Annotated in this window: 17 protein-coding genes; all 17 read left to right on the forward strand. The window is 46.2% G+C overall.

Annotation, left to right across the window (positions count from 1 at the left end):
* Positions 1 to 240: 240 nt before the first annotated feature.
* The 17 genes from Q335_RS0100740 to alaS all read left to right on the forward strand — a co-directional run bounded on the left by Q335_RS0100740 (position 241) and on the right by alaS (position 18,765).
* Positions 241 to 600, forward strand: a complete 360-nt coding sequence (locus Q335_RS0100740; protein WP_028356980.1) for an NADH-quinone oxidoreductase subunit A — start codon at positions 241 to 243, stop codon at positions 598 to 600.
* A 15-nt stretch (positions 601 to 615) separates the two neighbouring features.
* Positions 616 to 1,101 carry a NuoB/complex I 20 kDa subunit family protein gene (locus tag Q335_RS0100745; RefSeq protein WP_028356981.1) on the forward strand — a complete coding sequence of 162 codons (486 nt, stop codon included), beginning with the start codon at positions 616 to 618 and terminating at the stop codon, positions 1,099 to 1,101.
* 9 nt (positions 1,102 to 1,110) lie between these two features.
* Positions 1,111 to 1,719, forward strand: a complete 609-nt coding sequence (locus Q335_RS0100750) for an NADH-quinone oxidoreductase subunit C (protein WP_028356982.1) — start codon at positions 1,111 to 1,113, stop codon at positions 1,717 to 1,719.
* Positions 1,720 to 1,724: 5 nt separating this feature from the next.
* Positions 1,725 to 2,984 (forward strand): NADH-quinone oxidoreductase subunit D, encoded by a 1,260-nt coding sequence (locus Q335_RS0100755; RefSeq protein WP_028356983.1) that lies wholly within the window; start codon positions 1,725 to 1,727, stop codon positions 2,982 to 2,984.
* Between the two features lie 27 nt (positions 2,985 to 3,011).
* Positions 3,012 to 3,506: an NADH-quinone oxidoreductase subunit NuoE gene (gene nuoE / locus Q335_RS0100760; protein WP_028356984.1), complete on the forward strand. Its 495-nt coding sequence runs from the start codon at positions 3,012 to 3,014 to the stop codon at positions 3,504 to 3,506.
* Positions 3,503 to 4,861 carry an NADH-quinone oxidoreductase subunit NuoF gene (gene nuoF / locus Q335_RS0100765; protein ID WP_028356985.1) on the forward strand — a complete coding sequence of 453 codons (1,359 nt, stop codon included), beginning with the start codon at positions 3,503 to 3,505 and terminating at the stop codon, positions 4,859 to 4,861. The genes nuoE and nuoF overlap by 4 nt, the downstream gene beginning before the upstream one ends.
* Positions 4,862 to 4,872: 11 nt before the next feature.
* Positions 4,873 to 7,155, forward strand: coding sequence for an NADH-quinone oxidoreductase subunit NuoG (gene nuoG, locus Q335_RS0100770; protein WP_028356986.1), 2,283 nt, complete (start codon positions 4,873 to 4,875; stop codon positions 7,153 to 7,155).
* On the forward strand, positions 7,155 to 8,255 hold the full coding sequence (gene nuoH / locus Q335_RS0100775) for an NADH-quinone oxidoreductase subunit NuoH (RefSeq protein ID WP_028356987.1): 1,101 nt from the start codon (positions 7,155 to 7,157) through the stop codon (positions 8,253 to 8,255). The genes nuoG and nuoH overlap by 1 nt, the downstream gene beginning before the upstream one ends.
* Positions 8,256 to 8,264: 9 nt before the next feature.
* A complete protein-coding gene (nuoI, locus tag Q335_RS0100780; RefSeq protein ID WP_028356988.1) occupies positions 8,265 to 8,753 on the forward strand; it encodes an NADH-quinone oxidoreductase subunit NuoI in 489 nt (162 codons plus the stop codon).
* Positions 8,754 to 8,766: 13 nt separating this feature from the next.
* Positions 8,767 to 9,405, forward strand: coding sequence for an NADH-quinone oxidoreductase subunit J (locus Q335_RS0100785; RefSeq protein WP_028356989.1), 639 nt, complete (start codon positions 8,767 to 8,769; stop codon positions 9,403 to 9,405).
* The gene (nuoK, locus tag Q335_RS0100790; protein WP_028356990.1) at positions 9,402 to 9,725 is read left to right on the forward strand and encodes an NADH-quinone oxidoreductase subunit NuoK; all 324 of its coding nucleotides are present in this window, start codon (positions 9,402 to 9,404) and stop codon (positions 9,723 to 9,725) included. Before Q335_RS0100785 ends, nuoK begins: the two co-directional genes overlap by 4 nt.
* Positions 9,726 to 9,736: 11 nt before the next feature.
* Positions 9,737 to 11,758, forward strand: coding sequence for an NADH-quinone oxidoreductase subunit L (gene nuoL / locus Q335_RS0100795; RefSeq protein WP_038369123.1), 2,022 nt, complete (start codon positions 9,737 to 9,739; stop codon positions 11,756 to 11,758).
* Entirely contained in the window at positions 11,759 to 13,240 is a 1,482-nt protein-coding gene (locus Q335_RS0100800) for an NADH-quinone oxidoreductase subunit M (RefSeq protein WP_028356992.1), read from the forward strand. It abuts the gene before it with no gap.
* A 9-nt stretch (positions 13,241 to 13,249) separates the two neighbouring features.
* Entirely contained in the window at positions 13,250 to 14,731 is a 1,482-nt protein-coding gene (gene nuoN, locus Q335_RS0100805; protein ID WP_038369124.1) for an NADH-quinone oxidoreductase subunit NuoN, read from the forward strand.
* A 10-nt stretch (positions 14,732 to 14,741) separates the two neighbouring features.
* Entirely contained in the window at positions 14,742 to 15,242 is a 501-nt protein-coding gene (locus tag Q335_RS0100810; RefSeq protein WP_028356994.1) for a DUF2818 family protein, read from the forward strand.
* Positions 15,243 to 15,514: 272 nt separating this feature from the next.
* Positions 15,515 to 15,979, forward strand: coding sequence for an azurin (azu, locus tag Q335_RS0100815; RefSeq protein WP_028356995.1), 465 nt, complete (start codon positions 15,515 to 15,517; stop codon positions 15,977 to 15,979).
* A gap of 164 nt (positions 15,980 to 16,143) precedes the next feature.
* A complete protein-coding gene (alaS, locus tag Q335_RS0100820) occupies positions 16,144 to 18,765 on the forward strand; it encodes an alanine--tRNA ligase (protein ID WP_028356996.1) in 2,622 nt (873 codons plus the stop codon).
* The last annotated feature ends 5 nt before the right edge of the window (positions 18,766 to 18,770 follow it).

An 18,770-nucleotide genomic window follows, 5' to 3' on the forward strand; every position in this document is an offset into this window, starting at 1 on the left:
TTGGGTGCTAAGCCATAATATTCATACGACCACTAATGGTTAATCCTTACGGATACTTCTAGCGTCTACCTAGTGGCGCTCGCCAATGTCGAGGTAGTTAAGTGCATTTGCAATTGTTTTTACCATACGTCCAAGCTACATATGGTTAAGGTAGTTGTGCAGCCTCGCTCTAAGAACTTATGTTGCCACTCTATTGCCTGAAGCAGGTTCAGGTTTCTTATCTTTTATGGATGTAAATATATGCAGGTAGCTGAATATTTTCCAGTCTTGTTATTTATTATCGTAGCACTGGGCTTAGGTGCCTTACTCATTTGTTTAGGTGCTATTCTCGGTCCCAACCGACCAGATCCCGAAAAGAACTCTCCCTTTGAGTGTGGCTTTGAGGCCTTTGAAGACGCTCGTATGAAGTTCGATGTGCGCTATTACTTAGTCGCGATCTTATTCATTTTATTCGATCTGGAAATTGCCTTTCTATTCCCATGGGCTATTGCCAATAGCCACGTCGGCATGGTTGGGTTTTGGACAGCCATGGTATTTATTGCCATTCTAACAGTGGGTTTTGCCTTCGAATGGAAGAAAGGCGCCCTTGAGTGGGACTAAATCTGGAGTTATACAATGTCTGAACAAAATCAATTAAACAACAAAGGTTTTTTAGTTACCAGCACTGATAATGTCTTGAACTGGGTAAAAACCAACTCATTATGGCCTGTGACCTTTGGTCTAGCCTGTTGCGCCGTCGAGATGATGCATGCAGGTGCTGCGCGTTATGACCTTGACCAATTTGGTATTATTTTCCGCCCAAGTCCACGTCAATCTGACTTGATGATTGTTGCCGGTACGCTCTGTAACAAAATGGGTCCAGCACTTCGCAAAGTGTACGACCAAATGACGGAGCCTCGCTGGGTGCTGTCTATGGGGTCCTGTGCCAACGGTGGTGGTTACTATCACTACTCTTATTCTGTAGTACGTGGCTGTGATCGCATCGTGCCGGTAGATATATACGTTCCAGGCTGTCCTCCAACGGCCGAGGCCTTGGTATATGGTTTGTTGCAACTCCAAAATAAAATCGCTCGAACCAATACAATCGCCCGTCAGGCATAGGAGATTAAGATGACAGCTCAACTCAAACAAAGCCTTGATACCATCTTAGGTTCTAATGCCAATCTGCTCGAATCCTGTGGTCAATTGATCCTCGAAATTCATCCTCAGAACTGGACCAGTGTTTGTCAACAATTGCGCGATGAGCCTAGTTTGCGCTTTGATATGTGCATGGATTTATGTGGTGTTGACTACAAATTATGGGGTCACCCATCGACCAATTACACCGAAAAACAAAAACAATTCCCTGGTCGATTTGCAGTGGTCGCCCAACTGATGTCTACCGTACATAATTGGCGTTTACGCGTTCGTACATTTGCGACTGACAACGAATTTCCTGTTGTGCCAACGCTACTCAATGTCTGGCCAAGTGTTAACTGGTTCGAGCGTGAGGCCTATGATTTATTCGGTATTGTGTTCCAAGGTCACCCAGACTTACGTCGTATCTTGACGGACTATGGTTTCATTGGTCACCCATTCCGCAAAGACTTCCCGTTATCAGGTCACGTCGAAATGATTTACGACGAAACCTTAAGACGTGTGATTTACCAACCCGTGACGATTGAGCCACGCGAAATTACACCACGCATTATTCGTGAAGAAGGTTACGGAGCTAATTAATCATTATGTCTGAAATCAAAAACTACACCTTAAACTTCGGTCCACAACACCCTGCCGCGCATGGTGTGTTACGTCTTATCCTTGAATTAAGTGGTGAAGTGATTCAACGTGCTGACCCACATATTGGTTTATTGCATCGTGGTACCGAAAAACTCGCCGAGAACAAAACGTTCTTACAGGCACTTCCATACATGGACCGTCTCGACTACGTGTCTATGATGTGTAATGAGCATGCTTACTGTTTGGCCATCGAGAAACTCTTAGGCATCGAAGTACCGATCCGTGCCCAATATATCCGAGTCATGTTCGATGAGATTACCCGTATTCTTAATCACTTGATGGGTGTGGGCTCACATGGCTTGGACGTGGGTGCAATGGCCGTGATGTTGTACGCATTCCGTGATCGTGAAGACCTTATGGATGCCTACGAAGCGGTCTCAGGAGCTCGCATGCATGCGGCGTATTTTCGTCCGGGCGGTGTGTATCGTGATTTACCAGACACCATGCCGAAACACCAATTCAAAAATTCTAAGTTCCGTAGTGTACGTGAGCAAAAAGCCATGAACCAGGCACGTGAAGGCTCCTTGCTCGACTTCTTAGAAGACTTCTGTGAGCGCTTCCCGCATGCCGTCGACGAATACGAAACGCTGCTTACCGAAAACCGTATCTGGAAGCAACGTCTCGTCGACGTTGGTATTGTCGATCCTGAACGCGCTAAGGCCTTAGGTTTCAGTGGCGTTATGTTGCGTGGTTCAGGCGTCGAATGGGATTTGCGCCGCAAACAACCGTACGAAGTCTATGATCGCTTGGATTTTGATATTCCGGTGGGAACCAATGGCGATTGCTATGACCGCTATTTATGCCGTATCCAAGAGTTCCGTGAAAGCACCAAAATCATCAAACAATGTATCGATTGGCTTCGCAAAAACCCGGGTCCCGTCATTACCGATAACCACAAGGTAGCGCCGCCAAGCCGTGAACAAATGAAATCAGGTATGGAAGACCTGATTCACCACTTCAAACTTTTCTCTGAAGGTTTTCACGTGCCAGTAGGCGAGGCTTATGCGGCTATCGAACATCCAAAAGGTGAATTCGGTATTTACTTGATGTCAGATGGTGCCAACAAACCTTACCGCCTCAAAATCCGTGCACCTGGTTTTGTCCATCTGCAATCATTTGACGAGATGGTACGCGGTCATATGCTGGCCGATGCCGTCACAATTATTGGTACTCAGGATATTGTATTCGGTGAAATTGACCGTTAAGCAATGGATTGAATGAAGGATAAATATATGTTGTTATCTGAACAGGCTTATCAGGAAATAGACAGAGAATTAGCCAAATATCCTGCGGATAAGCGAATTTCTGCAGTCAAAGCTGCATTGCGAGTAGCACAAGAAGAAAAAGGCTGGGTCTCGCCAGAGATCGTTGCCCATATTGCCGAGTACATTGGGGTTGAGCCGATTGCTGTCCAAGAAGTGGCCACTTTCTACAATATGTATAATTTGCAACCCGTTGGTCGCTATAAATTATCAGTCTGTACGAACTTACCCTGTGCCTTGCGCAATGGTGCCAGTGCAGCCGAATATCTCTCCAAAAAGCTCGGTATTGAATTAGGTCAAACCACGCCAGATGGCTTGATTACGCTCGAACAATCAGAATGCCAAGGTGCTTGTGGCGATTCTCCAGTGATGTTGATCAATGACTTGCACCAATGTGTTCGCATGTCCGAAGAGAAACTCGATGAACTAATTAAAGATATCCAAAACGAGGCGAAGGCATCATGAGTATTATCGAAAAATATTCTCAAGGCTTGCTGGCCAACCCGAGCGGCAATGCCGATAACTCTATGATTTTTCATGGTCGCCATATCAACCCAGTCATCTATAAAGATTTGAATGGTGATAATTGGGATCTCGAAAGTTATAAAGCGCGTGGTGGTTATGCCGCACTAGAACGCATCATGGCGGGCGAACTCAGCCAAGATGACGTGATTGGCATTCTTAAAGACTCTGGCCTACGTGGCCGAGGTGGAGCAGGTTTCCCTACGGGTCTTAAATGGAGTTTTATGCCACGCAAACTACCAGGTCAAAAATACGTTGTCTGTAATTCAGACGAGGGTGAACCTGGTACCTTTAAAGACCGTGACGTTTTGCGTTTTAACCCGCATGCCGTGATTGAAGGCATGATTATTGGTGGTTTCGCCATGGGTGCCAGTGTCGGTTATAACTACATTCACGGCGAGATCTACGAAGTGTATAAACGCTTTGAAGAAGCGCTTGAGCAAGCGCGTGCCGCTGGTTATTTGGGGGGGAAATTCCAAGGAACCGACTTTAGCTTCCAGCTATATGCACAACATGGTTTCGGTGCTTATATCTGTGGTGAAGAGACGGCCTTACTCGAGTCGCTTGAGGGCAAAAAAGGCCAACCGCGCTTTAAACCACCTTTCCCAGCCGGCTTTGGTGTGTATGGTAAACCGACCACCATTAATAACACTGAAACCTTTGCTGCTGTACCTTTTATTCTACAAATGGGTGCCCAACAATACCTTGAATTAGGTAAACCCAATAATGGTGGCACTAAGATCTTCTCGATTACAGGCGATGTTGAGTTGCCTGGTAACTACGAAATTCCTCTCGGTACGCCATTTTCTAAATTACTTGAATTAGCCGGTGGCATGCGTAATGGTCGCAAACTCAAAGCCGTTATCCCTGGGGGCTCAAGCGCTCCGGTGCTCCCGGCTGAGATTATGATGGCCACTGATATGGACTATGACAGTATTGCCAAAGCGGGCTCGATGCTCGGTTCTGGTGCCGTGATTGTCATGGACGAAACACGCTGCATGGTCAAATCATTACTACGCTTGTCTTACTTTTATATGCACGAAAGTTGCGGTCAATGTACGCCGTGCCGTGAGGGTACGGGTTGGTTGTGGCGTATTGTTCACCGTATCGAGCATGGTCAAGGGACCCAAGGTGATCTAGAACAACTCGATCGCGTCGCGGCCAATATTATGGGTCGTACCATTTGTGCATTAGGCGATGCCGCGGCGATGCCAGTACAAGGCATGATGAAACATTTTCGTGATGAATTCGCATACCACATTGAGCACAAGAAATGTGTGGTTGCGCCATATTTATAATAGGTTAAAGAATGGTTGAACTTACCATAGACGGCAAACAGGTGTCAGTCCCCGAGGGTAGCATGGTCATGCATGCCGCTCAGGAATTGGGCTTATACGTACCGCATTTTTGCTATCACAAAAAATTATCTATTGCTGCCAACTGTCGTATGTGTTTGGTTGAGGTTGAGAAAAACCGTAAAGCCGTGCCTGCTTGTGCTACTCCTGTAGCCGAAGGCATGGTGGTGCACACGACTTCACCGATGGCGGTTGCCGCCCAAAAAGCGGTGATGGAATTTTTACTCATTAACCACCCACTCGACTGTCCGATCTGTGACCAAGGTGGCGAATGTCAATTGCAAGACTTAGCCGTTGGTTATGGTCACTCAGAATCGCACTACCACGAAGAAAAACGTGTGGTGTTCCACAAAAGTATGGGCCCACTAGTCTCTGCAGAAGAGATGGCTCGTTGTATTCACTGTACGCGTTGTGTGCGCTTCGGCAAAGAAATTGGTGGTATCCAAGAAATCGGTATGATTAACCGCGGTGAGCACTCTGAAATCACTACGTTTGTTGGCAAAGCGGTCAAATCAGAACTATCAGGCAATATGATTGATGTCTGTCCGGTCGGTGCGTTGACTTCTAAGCCTTTCCGTTATGCTGCGCGCACTTGGGAATTAGCTCGTCGCCGCACCATTAGTCCTCACGATAGTGTCGGCACCAATGTCATCGCACAACTCAAAAACAACAAAATTCTACGCGTGGTTCCATTCGAAAACGAAGACGTCAATGAGTGCTGGATCAGTGACCGTGATCGTTGGTCATACGAAGGTCTATACGCCGATCGTGTTACTCAACCGATGATTAAAAACGATGATGGCGTTTGGCGTGAAGCCAGTTGGGAAGAAGCCCTTACTGAAGCCGCTAAAGGTCTGCAAAAAGTGCATGACTCAGAAGGGGCGGGGCAAATCGGTGCCTTAAGTGCCGAATATGCGACCCTCGAAGAAATGCGCTTACTCGGTCGTTTGGTCCGTGGCTTGGGTTCTGAACATATCGACAGTCGTTTGCGTCTGAGCGATACCGCTTTTGATGAAGCGCTCGCTGGCGTACCTTGGTTAGGGATGCCAATTGTCGATCTCAATAATCAAGATACGATTTTGGTGGTAGGTAGCCAAGACCTTCGTCGTGAACATCCTTTATTTGCGCAACGTTTACGTCAAGCAGCCAAAGCCGGCACTCGTGTGATCTTGCTCGATAGCACCGGTGCCGATGCCTTGATTCCGCAAGCGCAACGCTTAACGGTCGCTCCAAGTCAATTTGCGGCCACATTAGCGCAACTTAACGAGGCTTTACAACAAGAGACCCAGGATGACAATTTAGCAAAAGTCGTTTCAAGTCTCAAAGCCGAAGGCAAGATCGCTATTTTAATGGGCAATGCGGTGGTCAACCATGTTCAAGCGAGCAATATCATTGCCCATGCTCAACAACTTGCTAAAAGCCTTAACGCCACTTACGGTTACTTGACGTCAGGGGCTAATACCGTGGGTGCTTATGTGGCCGGTGCTGTACCGCAAAATGGTGGTATGAACTATGCCAAGATGCTTAATAATCCACTCAAGGGATTTGTGGTGTTGCATGCCGAGACCTTAGATATGGCCAATACACCAGCCGCGCTCGAGATGTTGAACCAGGCGTACAGCGTTGCTATCACACCTTACAAAACAGATGCCTTCCATTGGGCGGATGTGATCCTACCTGTCGGCCCCTCTACCGAGACCTCAGGTACCTTTATTAATGCTGAAGGACGCGCCCAAAGCTTTAAAGGCGTAGCTGCCAATGTCGGCGATAGCCGTCCAGCCTGGAAAGTCTTGCGTGTGCTTGGCAATCTGCTTAAATTGGCTGATTTTGACGATGAGAGTTCTGAATCAATTCGTGATGAAGTGCTCGCTCAAGGCTTTACTTCTCGTCTTAATAACGAGGTCCGTGTCAGTCCTTCAACCACAAGCCCACAAACCGATAAACTCGAGCGTGTCTCTGATGTGCCTATTTATCGCAATGACCCTATAGTGCGCCGTGCCGAAGCCTTACAGCAAGCTTCAGTACCTGCTTTTGTGGCGATCAATCAAGCCACAATCGAAAAACTATCTCTGACAGCGGGCTCCGCCGTACGCATCAAAACACCGAGTGCCACGGTTGAACTGCCTTTAATCGAAGACAATCATCTAGCTGACAATGTCGTGCGCATTCCGAATGGTTTCCCAGAAACCGCTGTGCTCGGTTGTATCAATAGCCAATTAACTGTGGAGAGCGTCTAATGCAGAACAATATTTGGTCGTGGTTTACCGACGGTGTCGACGCTGTTAACCAGTATGGCGAAAACTTACTTGGCCCAACCGTATGGTTAGTCGTTTGGACACTGATTAAGATTATCGTGATTGCCTTGCCTGTGATCTTATGCGTGGCGCGTCTCACTTTCTGGGAACGCCGTATGATTGGTCGCATGCATGTGCGTTTGGGACCTAATCGTGTAGGCCCTAATGGTTTGATCCAGCCTTACGCTGACGTCCTCAAATTACTCACCAAAGAGGTGTTAATTCCTAGTCGTGCCAATAAGATCTTGTACTTAATCGCACCGATAGTGACGTTATTGCCAGCCCTTGCGGCTTGGGCCGTAATTCCTTTTGGTCCAGAAACGGTGTTGGCAAATGTCAATGGTGGTCTTATGTACGTCATTGCGATTACCTCAGTAGGCGTTTATGGCGTGATTATTGCAGGCTGGGCCTCCAACTCTAAATACGCGTTCTTAGGTGCCATGCGTGCTTCAGCACAAATGATCTCCTATGAATTGGCGATGACCTTTGTCTTGCTCACTATTTTGTTAGTGTCAGGCAGTCTCAATATGAATGCCATTGTGTCTGGTCAAACCCATGGTTGGTTTGCTAGTCATGGTGTCACCTTCCTGTCTTGGAACTGGTTACCACTCTTGCCAATTGCCGTCATTTATTTGATTTCTAGTGTAGCCGAGTGTAACCGACATCCATTTGACGTGGTTGAGGGTGAATCAGAGATTGTGGCGGGCCATATGGTCGACTACTCTGGCATGGCATTCGCCTTATTCTTCCTGGCTGAATACGCCAATATGATTTTGTTATCTGCGCTCACCTCAATTATGTTCTTGGGTGGCTGGTCCTCACCACTGGATTTTGCGCCATTTACTTGGATTCCAGGTTGGATCTGGTTAGGCATCAAAACCTTCTTTGTGGTGTCAACCTTTATTTGGTTCCGTGCGACATTCCCACGATTCCGTTACGACCAAATTATGCGCTTAGGTTGGAAAATATTCATTCCATTAACGGGTGTTTGGTTTGTCGTGGTCGCTATTTGGATGCAAACCCCATTTAATATTTGGAAGTAGGGGAAAGATATGAGTGTAATAAGAAACTTTTTTAGCAGCTTATTGCTGACTGAAATGATTAAAGGTCTGGTGCTAACGGGTAAATACTACTTTAAACCAAGCATTACTTTACTCTATCCGTACGAAAAAACACCTACCTCTAACCGTTTTCGTGGCTTGCACGCTTTGCGTCGCTACCCAAATGGCGAAGAACGCTGCATCGCCTGTAAATTGTGTGAGGCGGTCTGTCCAGCCATGGCCATTAGCATTGAATCACATGAACGTGAGGATGGAACTCGTCGTACCACTCGCTACGATATCGACCTGACGAAATGTATTTTCTGTGGTTTTTGTGAAGAAAGCTGTCCAGTTGATTCCATAGTCGAAACACATATTCTTGAGTATCACGGTGATACCCATGAGGACTTGTATTTCACTAAAGATATGTTGTTGGCGGTAGGTGATCGCTATGAATCAGAAATTGCTGCGCGTCGTGAAGCAGACGCCGCTTACCGATAAACAGGGGTAGTCGATGTTTTCTACGATTTTATTTTATGTTCTGGCTGTTATTTTAGTGATTGCAGCCGGCCGTGTGATTACGGTGCGCAGTCCGATTACCGCCGTATTGCATTTGATCCTGGCATTCTTTACCGCGGCCATGATGTGGATTTCAATTGGTGCTGAATTTTTAGGTTTAGTACTGGTGATTGTTTATGTCGGTGCTGTGATGGTGTTGTTCCTGTTTGTGGTCATGATGATTGATGTCGTGCCAGAGACCTTACGCAGTAATTTCCGCACTTATTTACCACTAGGCTTATTGGTGGGGGCCGTTATGGTGCTAGAGATTGCCTTTGTGTTTGGTTCTTCTTATCTCGACTCAGGTGCGGCACAAATGCCGGCCGATGGCTATAACAACTCCGTGGCATTAGGCGTGCATATGTACACGCAGTACTCTTTTGCCATTCAAATTGCGGCCATCATCTTGTTAGTAGGGATGATTTCAGCGATTGCCATTAGTTATCGTGGCCGCAAAAATGGTAAATATGTGCCGGTTAGCAAGCAACTTAAGGTACATGCCAAAGACCGTTTACGTATTGTAAAAATGCCTTCTGCGCAGCCTCAAGCAGCAGAACCCGTTAGCGAAGAAGCAGAAGGAGAGGATAAAGAATGAGTATTTCATTAGCACATTACTTAATCTTAGGCGCAATTTTGTTCGCCATGGGGGTCTTTGGGATCTTCCTAAACCGACGTAACCTAATTGCTTTATTAATGTCTATCGAATTGTTATTGCTTTCCGCTAATTTCAATTTCGTGGTGTTCTCTTTCTGGAATCCTATTAACGGCATGCCCGATAATGCTGGACAAGTATTTGTCTTTTTCATTCTTACCGTGGCTGCCGCGGAAGCTGCTATTGGTCTAGCGATTTTAGTTATGTTATTTCGCAAAATTAATTCTATTAACGTGGACGACGTCGGTCGTCTCCAAGGGTAAGGGGAGTGAACATGCAAAACACAGAACTTTCTCCTATCTTACTCAGTATCATCGCTTTTGCCCCTTTATTGGGCTCCATCATTACAGGCTTTTTTGGTACGGGGTTTGTAGGTAATCAGATTAATCGCCGTGCTAGCCACATTATTAGTATTGCTTTGGTGGCAGTATCAGCCGTTTTATCCTGCTATGTGCTGTATTTGGTCGCCTTCCAAGGTGCGCACTATGAAGGTGCCCTCTATACATGGACGTGGATTGGTAAAACCCAAATTGAGATTGGTTATTTAATCGATCCTATCAGTGCCATGATGATGGCGGTAGTGACGTCTGTCTCTCTCATGGTGCATATTTACACCATTGGTTATATGGCCGATGATGTCGGTTACCAACGTTTCTACTCTTACATCTCATTGTTTACCTTTTCAATGTTGATGTTGGTGATGTCAAATAACATGTTGCAATTGTTCTTTGGCTGGGAAGCCGTCGGTCTCGTCTCTTATCTCTTGATCGGTTTCTATTTTGATCGTGACAGCGCCGTCTTTGCCAATATGAAAGCCTTCCTCATGAACCGTTTTGGTGACTTTGGCTTTATTTTGGGTATCGGTTTATTGGTCGCTCATATCGGCTCATTTAATTACAACGATGTGTTCGCTAATATCGACAAACTTCAAGGTGGTGTAATTCCAGGCACAAACTGGTCTTTGATTACGGCTTCTTGTATTTGTTTGTTTATTGGTGCCATGGGTAAATCAGCCCAAGTGCCACTGCATGCGTGGTTGCCTGACTCCATGGAAGGTCCGACCCCAATTTCTGCCTTGATTCACGCGGCTACCATGGTGACGGCGGGTATTTTTATGGTGTCACGTTTCTCACCACTATATGAATTATCCAATACCGCTTTATCGTTCATCATTATTATCGGTGCGATTGGTGCCTTATTCCTAGGTATTTTGGGTATTATTCAGGACGATATCAAACGTGTGATTGCGTACTCTACCTTGTCACAATTGGGTTATATGACGGTGGCTCTCGGGGCTTCCGCTTACAATGCCGCTGTGTTCCACCTCATGACCCATGCCTTCTTTAAAGCGCTATTATTCTTGGGCGCGGGTTCGGTGATTTTAGGTATGCATCACAATCAAGATATTCGTACCATGGGTGGTTTGCGTAAATACATGCCAATTACCTGGATTACCTTCTTATTGGGTACCTTGGCTTTGGTGGGTACCCCGTTCTTCTCAGGTTTCTATTCCAAAGAGCACATTATCGAAGCCGTTCACGCTTCTAATGTCTTTGGGGCTGGCTTTGCCTACTATGCTACGCTGATCGGTGTCTTTATCACTTCCTTGTATTCTTTCCGTGTCTATTTCCTAGTATTCCATGGTAAAGAACGTTTCGAGGCCCATGATGATCACCACCATACGCATGATGATCATAGTCATGGTCATCACGGTGGTAAACCGCATGAGTCACCGTGGGTCGTGACCTTACCGTTGGTCTTGTTAGCGATTCCTTCTGTGATTATTGGTGCGCTGACAATCGAGCCGATGCTATTTGGTGATTTCCTTAGCAAAAGCATCACAATTCACGCCGATGCACACCCTGCAATGCATGAAATTGCTGAGGAATATCATGGTTGGGTAGCTTATGCGATTCATAGTTTGACATCATTGCCACTATGGTTAGCGATCTTAGGTTTTGTGGTGGCTTGGTATTGCTATCTCATCAATACCGCCTTACCTGCAAAAATCTATCGTTTCTTTGCGCCAATTAATTATGTCCTAGAAAATAAATACTTTGCCGACTGGTTCAATATCGAAGTTGTTGCCCGCGGTGGTCGTAAATTAGGTAGTTTCTTATGGCGCTTTATCGATAAAGGCCTTATCGATGGTGTTCTTGTGATGGGTAGTAGTCACGTTGTACGTGGTATTGCTGCCGTCAGCCGTTACTTGCAATCAGGCTATATTTACCACTATGCCTTTGCAATGATTATCGGTGTAATTGTGTTAATTTCTTTCTTTGTGTTGGTGCCCTAGATGACTACGACTATCCCTTGGCTTTCGTTAGCAATCTTTGTCCCGATTCTTGCCGGTATTATCGTCTTGATATGTGGCAGTGATTCGCGTCCAAAATATACGCGTATCATGTCATTGGTCGGTGCAATTATCAGTTTCTTGATGGTACTGCCAGTCCTCTGTGGCTTTGATGGCAGTACGGCTCAATTGCAGTTTGTTGAGCAGCATTCATGGATTCAGGCCATTAACGTCGAATTTCATTTAGCCATCGACGGTATCTCTTATTGGTTAGTGTTCTTGACGGCCTTTATCACAATTATGGTGGTGCTCGCTGGCTGGAAAGTCATCACTAAGCGAATTGCCCAATATATGGCGGCTTTCTTGATCATGTCAGGCTTAGTGATTGGCGTTTTCTGTGCCATGGACGGCTTGCTGTTCTACGTCTTCTTTGAGGCAACACTGATTCCTATGTACATCATTATTGGTGTCTGGGGTGGCCCGAACCGCGTTTATGCGGCGATCAAGTTCTTCTTATACACATTGTTGGGTTCTTTATTAACCTTGATTGCCTTTGTGTACTTATATAGTCAATCTGGTAGTTTTAGCATTGCCGCTTGGCAAGCCTTGCCATTAAGTATGACCGAGCAAATTTTAATTTTCTTTGCGCTATTTGCAGCGTTTGCGGTCAAAATTCCAATGTGGCCAGTCCACACATGGTTGCCAGATGCCCACGTAGAAGCACCGACAGGAGGTTCTATCGTGTTGGCCGCGGTCATGCTGAAACTGGGTGCTTATGGTTTTTTACGTTTTTCATTGCCAATTGCCCCAGACGCATCTCGTGAATTAGCTTGGTTTATGATTGCCTTGGCTTTGGTTGCCATTATTTATATTAGCTTTGTGGCCATTGTCCAAAAAGACATGAAGAAACTCGTGGCGTATTCCTCTATTGCGCATATGGGTTTTGTGACCTTAGGTATTTTCCTTTTGAGTGATGGTGGCCTTGAAGGTGCTATTGTGCAAATGGTTTCTCACGGTTTTGTCTCAGGCGCTATGTTTATGTGTATTGGTGTCTTGTATGACCGCCTCCATACACGTGAGATTGCCGATTACGGTGGTGTTATTAATGTGATGCCGCGTTTTGTGGCCTTCTTCGTCTTCTTCTCCATGGCCAACAGTGGTTTACCGGCCACCAGTGGTTTCGTGGGTGAGTTCTACGTCATTATGGCGGCGGTTGCAGACAACTTCTGGATTGCTTTAGGTGCCGCGACTTCTCTGATCTTGGGCGCTTCTTACTCATTATGGATGGTGCGTCGCGTGGCTTATGGCAAAATCCATAACGAAGCCGTACGACAAATGCCCGATGTCAGTTGCCGTGAATTCTTCATCTTGGCTTTATTTGCTGCACTAGTGGTATATATGGGTGTTTATCCTCAATTCTTTACCGACTCTATGCATGCTTCCGTGCAACACTTGCTCGAGCATGTGGCTCAATCAAAACTGTAGGTATTAGTGATGGGAAATCAATTTAATTTTATGTTGGCCCTACCAGAAATTATTCTGGCAGTGGTGGCCATGCTTATTTTGTTGCTGGAAGTCTTTAGCAAAAGCAAAAACAGTGTATTGTCATACTGCGCATCAAATGTCGCCTATGTTTTGGTTGCAGCCATTATATTATTCCAATGGAATGCTCAACACTTTGGAACGACCTTTTATGGCATGTTTGTGGTCGACCCACTGGCCAATTTGATGAAAATTTTCTGCGCCTTGGCAATGCTGGTGGCTCAAGTTTATGGTCGCCAGTACGTTATTGAGCGTGACATGGCCAAAAATGGCGATATTTACTCATTGTCTTTGTTCTGCTTTTTAGGACAAATGGTATTGATCTCTGCCGCCAGTATGTTGACACTCTTCCTGGGTCTAGAGCTCATGTCTTTGGCCTTATATGCCTTGATTGCCTTACGTCGCGACTCTCTGCAAAGTGCAGAATCCGCCATGAAATACTTCATCTTGGGTTCGCTCGCCTCTGGTATTATGCTTTACGGTATTTCACTCATCTATGGGGCAACGGGTCATATCGATATCAACGGTATTATCACCACTATGGCGGATGGTCAGTACAACAAAGCCGTCTTGATGCTCGGTACCGTATTCGTCCTCTGTGGGGTAGGCTTCAAATTAGGGGCAGTGCCTTTTCATATGTGGATTCCGGACGTCTATCAAGGTGCGCCGACAGCTATTTCTTTGATTGTGAGTACCGCCCCAAAAATTGCCGCCCTTGGCATGACGTTCCGTCTCGTGGTCGATGGCTTGCATACAGTGGCTGACAGTTGGCAGCAAATGCTAATGATTATGGCCGTCTTGTCTTTGGCGATTGGTAACTTGACCGCCATTATGCAAACCAACTTCAAACGTATGTTAGGTTACTCAACAATTTCGCACGTGGGTTTTGTCTTGTTAGGTCTTCTTGCTGGCGTCACTAAAACAGGTGAGATGCAAACAGGGGCGTATGGCGCTGCCTTGTTCTATATCTTGCAATACGTGCTCACAACCTTACCGGCCTTTGGCATTATTTTAGTGTTAGCACGTCAAGGCTTTGAATGTGAAGAAATTGCCGACCTTAAAGGTCTTAATCGTCGCAGTCCGCTCTTAGCGTTTAGCGTTTTGCTTTTAATGTTCTCTTATGCAGGTATCCCACCTTTAGTCGGTTTCTATGCTAAGGTGGCGGTCTTGCAAGCCACTATTCATGCGGGCTACTTGTGGCTCGCTATTGCAGCTGTGATCTTCTCATTAATCGGTGCTTTCTACTACATTCGTGTGGTCAAAGTTATGTACTTTGATGAGCCTGCAGAAGATGCGCCAGCCGTGGGTTCACTCTTGAATTTCCGCGGTGGTGTGATGTCTATTAATAGCTTGGTGATTCTTTTATTAGGTATCTTGCCAGGTGGTTTGATGGCACTCTGTACACTTGTGGTGAATTCATCTTTTCAATTTTAATATGGTGTAGATGTTTTCTGACACATTAATCTGGGGGTACTTAGGCGTTGTATGGCTAACTGCATTATTGCCATTTTGCTGCGAGTTCCCCTTAATTTTTTTACCTTGGCGCTTTAGTACTCGCAATCAACCTGCGCTGACTCAGGTGTTATGTGTGGTCCAGCTGATTGTTTTGGCAGGCGCTGCTTATGTCTTAATTAACAGCACGCAGTGGCTCTGGCAAGTATTGGCAGGCATCCTGATGGTGCTGCTTTTGGCCTTACCCAAGTTATTGGGATTTGCCAACGGTCTACACAAATCGTTTGCTGTACGCTTAGTAGAGCTCCTCGTTTTGTTTTTCTTAGTCGGTTCACTAGGCTTAGCGATCGAGCGGCACTACATTAACGCGACGCAGCAAAACTGGCAATTCTATGCGGTGGCCTTGTGCTTGTATTTGGTTATGGCCTATCCAGGCTTTGTTTTTAGACACTTACTGAAAACTCGGCGTAATCGGGTAGTCGACAAAACCTAAGCACGTCTAAGTGACAAAAAACCTTCATCTCGGTGAAGGTTTTTTTGTATAGTTGGCATCCATGGCGAGTTCACTGTGGTGACTTAAGAAGCGATGAAACAAGGCGAATTAAACAAGGTAGGGCGGGTTTAACTTAGTGGGTATAAAAAACAACAATCGGCTTTGAGCTAGATTAAACTTGTTTTAATAAAACTAACGCTCAGGGCCTGCGTGCTATAATGAATTTGTGCTTATCATAGTGTATAAGCGTTCTTAATATTGAGGAGTCTTCAATGAAATTCAATAAATTAGCATTAGCCGCATTATTAACGGTTGCCGCAGCTCCTGCATTTGCTGCTCAAGGTGAATGTTCTGCCACCATCGAAGGTAATGACGCAATGCAATACAACACCAAAGAGATTGTTGTCCCTGTCAAAGCCTGCCCAACATTCAAAATCACTTTGAAACATGCAGGTAAACTTCCTAAATCTGCAATGGGTCACAACCTCGTCATCACTAAAAAAGCTGACATGCAAGCCGTTTCTTCAGAAGGCGTTGCAGCTGGTGCCGGCAACGACTACCTCAAATCTGATGACGATCGCATTTTAGTTCACACTAAATTATTAGGCGGTGGTGAAGAAGACACTATCCACCTCGAAAGTGTTAAATTGGCTCCAGGAACTGATTACGCCTTCTTCTGCACTTTCCCAGGCCACTTCGCCAACATGAACGGTGTGGTTAAAGCGGTAGATCGTTAATCGGTGATTTTTATCTCGCCTCTGTCGCTTAGCGCTCAGGGGTCGATGTAAATTGTAAATAAGCAACAGGGTAGCTTTGAGCTACCCTGTTGCTCCCAAAATAGCCCCTTTAGGGGCTATTTTTATATATAATTTAGAGTTATTGCCAATAATTTGTTTAATTTATGAAATCAGCTGAAATACGTCAGAAGTTTTTGAATTTCTTTGAGGAAAAAGGCCACACCGTTGTGCCTTCATCTTCTTTAATACCTAGCAACGATCCGACTTTATTGTTTACCAATGCGGGTATGGTGCAGTTTAAAGATGTGTTTACCGGCAAAGAGAGTCGCGACTATAAGCGTGCCGTGACTTCGCAGCGTTGCTTGCGCGCCGGGGGTAAACACAATGACCTCGAAAATGTGGGGTATACCGCACGTCATCATACTTTTTTTGAGATGCTGGGTAATTTTAGCTTTGGCGATTATTTCAAGCAGCAAGCGATTTCTTACTGTTGGGAGTTATTGACTCAAGTTTATAAGCTACCCCCAGAAAAGCTCTGGGTGACGGTTTATCAAGAAGATGATGAGGCCTATAACATCTGGAAAGATCAGATTCAGGTGCCTGCTGAACGTATTATTCGTATCGGCGACAATAAAGGCAGTCGTTACGCCTCTGACAATTTCTGGCAAATGGGCGATACTGGTCCTTGTGGTCCATGCAGCGAGGTTTTTTATGATCATGGCCCAGAAGTTTGGGGAGGCCCTCCAGGATCAGCCGAAGAAGACGGCGATCGTTATATTGAAATCTGGAACTTGGTCTTTATGCAGTTTGAGCGCAGTGCCGATGGCACCATGACTCCCTTACCGCGGCCTTGTGTTGATACCGGCATGGGTTTAGAGCGCATTTCCGCCGTCATGCAGCATGTGCGCTCAAATTACGATATTGACCTTTTCCAACACTTAATCCGCGCGGCGGCGGAACTTACGCATACCCAGGATTTAAGCAATAACTCACTCAAAGTGATTGCCGACCATATTCGTGCCTGTAGCTTTATGATTGTGGATGGCGTAATTCCGGGCAACGAGGGTCGTGGTTATGTGTTACGTCGCATTATTCGTCGTGCCTTACGTCACGGTTATCGACTCGGCCAAAACCAAAGCTTTTTCTATAAACTCGTTCCCGCCTTAGTTGCAGAAATGGGCTCAGCCTATCCAGAGCTAGCTAAGCAACAAGAACGTGTGGCACAAGTGCTCTTACAAGAAGAAGAGCGTTTCCAAAACACTCTCGAAAAAGGCATGCAAATCCTTGAGCAGGCCCTACAAGAGTTACCAAAAGGGCAGCCCCTCAATGGTGAGACTGTCTTTACGCTTTATGATACCTTTGGTTTCCCATTCGATCTCACGGCTGATATTTGCCGTGAGCACGATGTCCAGGTCGATGAAGCCGGCTTTAATCAAGCCATGCAAAAACAGCGTGAGATGGCGCGTGCCAGTGGTAAATTTAAGGCCACCCAAAATCTTAGCTATAGTGGCGCTGACACTGATTTCCAAGGCTATGAGCACTACCAAAGTCAAGCCAAGGTCTTGGCACTCTACCACGAAGGTGTGGCCGTGCAACAGCTATCTGAAGGGCAAGAGGGGGTGGTTGTGCTAGACCATACACCTTTTTATGCAGAATCTGGCGGTCAGGTGGGAGATGCGGGCACGCTACAAAGCTTGTCTGGTCAATTTGATGTATATGATGTCCAAAAAATCCAAACCAAGGTCTTTGGCCACTATGGTACGGTTACCTTAGGTGCCCTAAAAGTGGGCGATGAGTTGGACGCACGTATTGATATCGAGCGTCGTCAAGCCACGGCTCGTAATCACTCAGTAACCCACCTCATGCACAAGGCATTACGTTTGGTCTTGGGTGATCATGTCCAACAAAAAGGCTCTCTGGTTGATGCCGACAAAACGCGTTTTGACTTCTCGCATGAGGGGCCACTAACAGAGCGTCAAATCGAAGAAGTAGAAGCCATTGTTAACCGCGAAATTCTCAAAAACGAGCCGACGAGTACTCGTGTCATAGCCTATGATGAGGCTCTAGAAAGCGGTGCCACCGCCTTGTTTGGTGAAAAATATGGTGATCAGGTGCGCGTCGTCGATATCGGTTTTTCTCGTGAGCTTTGTGGTGGTACGCACGTGCACAATACCGGTGCGATTGGCCTCTTTAAGATTGCCTCCCAAAGTGGGGTGGCCGCGGGCATTCGTCGCGTCGAAGGTATTACAGGTATGACCTCATTAGCGTGGGTGCATCAGTTGAATCGTTTGGTACTAAATACCGCCGATATTCTTAAAACCAGTGTGCCTAATGTGCTCGATAAAACCAAACAACAAAATGATTATGTGCGCGATCTCGAAAAGCAATTACGCCAGCTGCAGGATAAATTAGCGGCTGCGGATAGCGCGGATTTAGCCAATCAAGCCAGCGAAATCGCGGGTGTCAAGGTACTTGCAAAAGAACTCAAAGGCGTTGATCCAAAAACCCTGCGGACCATGATTGATGGCCTCAAACAGCAGCTCAAACAAGCCGTGATCGTGTTAATGACGACCAATGCTGGCAAAGTCTCAGTCGCGGCCGGAGTCACCACTGATACTGTGCCCCAAGTCAAAGCTGGTGAGCTGGTGGCGATGGTATGTGCGCAATTGGGCGGTAAGGGCGGTGGTCGTCCTGATATGGCCATGGGCGGAGGCAGTAAGGTAGAGGCGCTACCACAAGCACTCGCTAGCGTTCCTGAGTGGCTTAAAACAAAACTTACGCAGTAGGAAGA

The sequence above is a fragment of the Brackiella oedipodis DSM 13743 genome (genome assembly GCF_000621025.1).
In the GTDB taxonomy this organism is placed as follows: Bacteria; Pseudomonadota; Gammaproteobacteria; order Burkholderiales; family Burkholderiaceae_B; genus Oligella; species Oligella oedipodis.

Bases quoted from the DNA above. Each gene is read 5' to 3' on its own strand.
- nuoL (WP_038369123.1), top strand. From the start codon at position 9,737: ATGCAAAACACAGAACTTTCTCCTATCTTACTCAGTATCATCGCTTTT.
- Q335_RS0100810 (WP_028356994.1), top strand. From the start codon at position 14,742: ATGTTTTCTGACACATTAATCTGGGGGTACTTAGGCGTTGTATGGCTA.
- Q335_RS0100740 (WP_028356980.1), top strand. From the start codon at position 241: ATGCAGGTAGCTGAATATTTTCCAGTCTTGTTATTTATTATCGTAGCA.
- nuoE (WP_028356984.1), top strand. From the start codon at position 3,012: ATGTTGTTATCTGAACAGGCTTATCAGGAAATAGACAGAGAATTAGCC.
- nuoF (WP_028356985.1), top strand. From the start codon at position 3,503: ATGAGTATTATCGAAAAATATTCTCAAGGCTTGCTGGCCAACCCGAGC.
- nuoH (WP_028356987.1), top strand. From the start codon at position 7,155: ATGCAGAACAATATTTGGTCGTGGTTTACCGACGGTGTCGACGCTGTT.
- nuoK (WP_028356990.1), top strand. From the start codon at position 9,402: ATGAGTATTTCATTAGCACATTACTTAATCTTAGGCGCAATTTTGTTC.
- azu (WP_028356995.1), top strand. From the start codon at position 15,515: ATGAAATTCAATAAATTAGCATTAGCCGCATTATTAACGGTTGCCGCA.
- nuoG (WP_028356986.1), top strand. From the start codon at position 4,873: ATGGTTGAACTTACCATAGACGGCAAACAGGTGTCAGTCCCCGAGGGT.
- Q335_RS0100745 (WP_028356981.1), top strand. From the start codon at position 616: ATGTCTGAACAAAATCAATTAAACAACAAAGGTTTTTTAGTTACCAGC.
- Q335_RS0100755 (WP_028356983.1), top strand. From the start codon at position 1,725: ATGTCTGAAATCAAAAACTACACCTTAAACTTCGGTCCACAACACCCT.
- alaS (WP_028356996.1), top strand. From the start codon at position 16,144: ATGAAATCAGCTGAAATACGTCAGAAGTTTTTGAATTTCTTTGAGGAA.
- Q335_RS0100750 (WP_028356982.1), top strand. From the start codon at position 1,111: ATGACAGCTCAACTCAAACAAAGCCTTGATACCATCTTAGGTTCTAAT.
- nuoN (WP_038369124.1), top strand. From the start codon at position 13,250: ATGGGAAATCAATTTAATTTTATGTTGGCCCTACCAGAAATTATTCTG.
- Q335_RS0100800 (WP_028356992.1), top strand. From the start codon at position 11,759: ATGACTACGACTATCCCTTGGCTTTCGTTAGCAATCTTTGTCCCGATT.
- Q335_RS0100785 (WP_028356989.1), top strand. From the start codon at position 8,767: ATGTTTTCTACGATTTTATTTTATGTTCTGGCTGTTATTTTAGTGATT.
- nuoI (WP_028356988.1), top strand. From the start codon at position 8,265: ATGAGTGTAATAAGAAACTTTTTTAGCAGCTTATTGCTGACTGAAATG.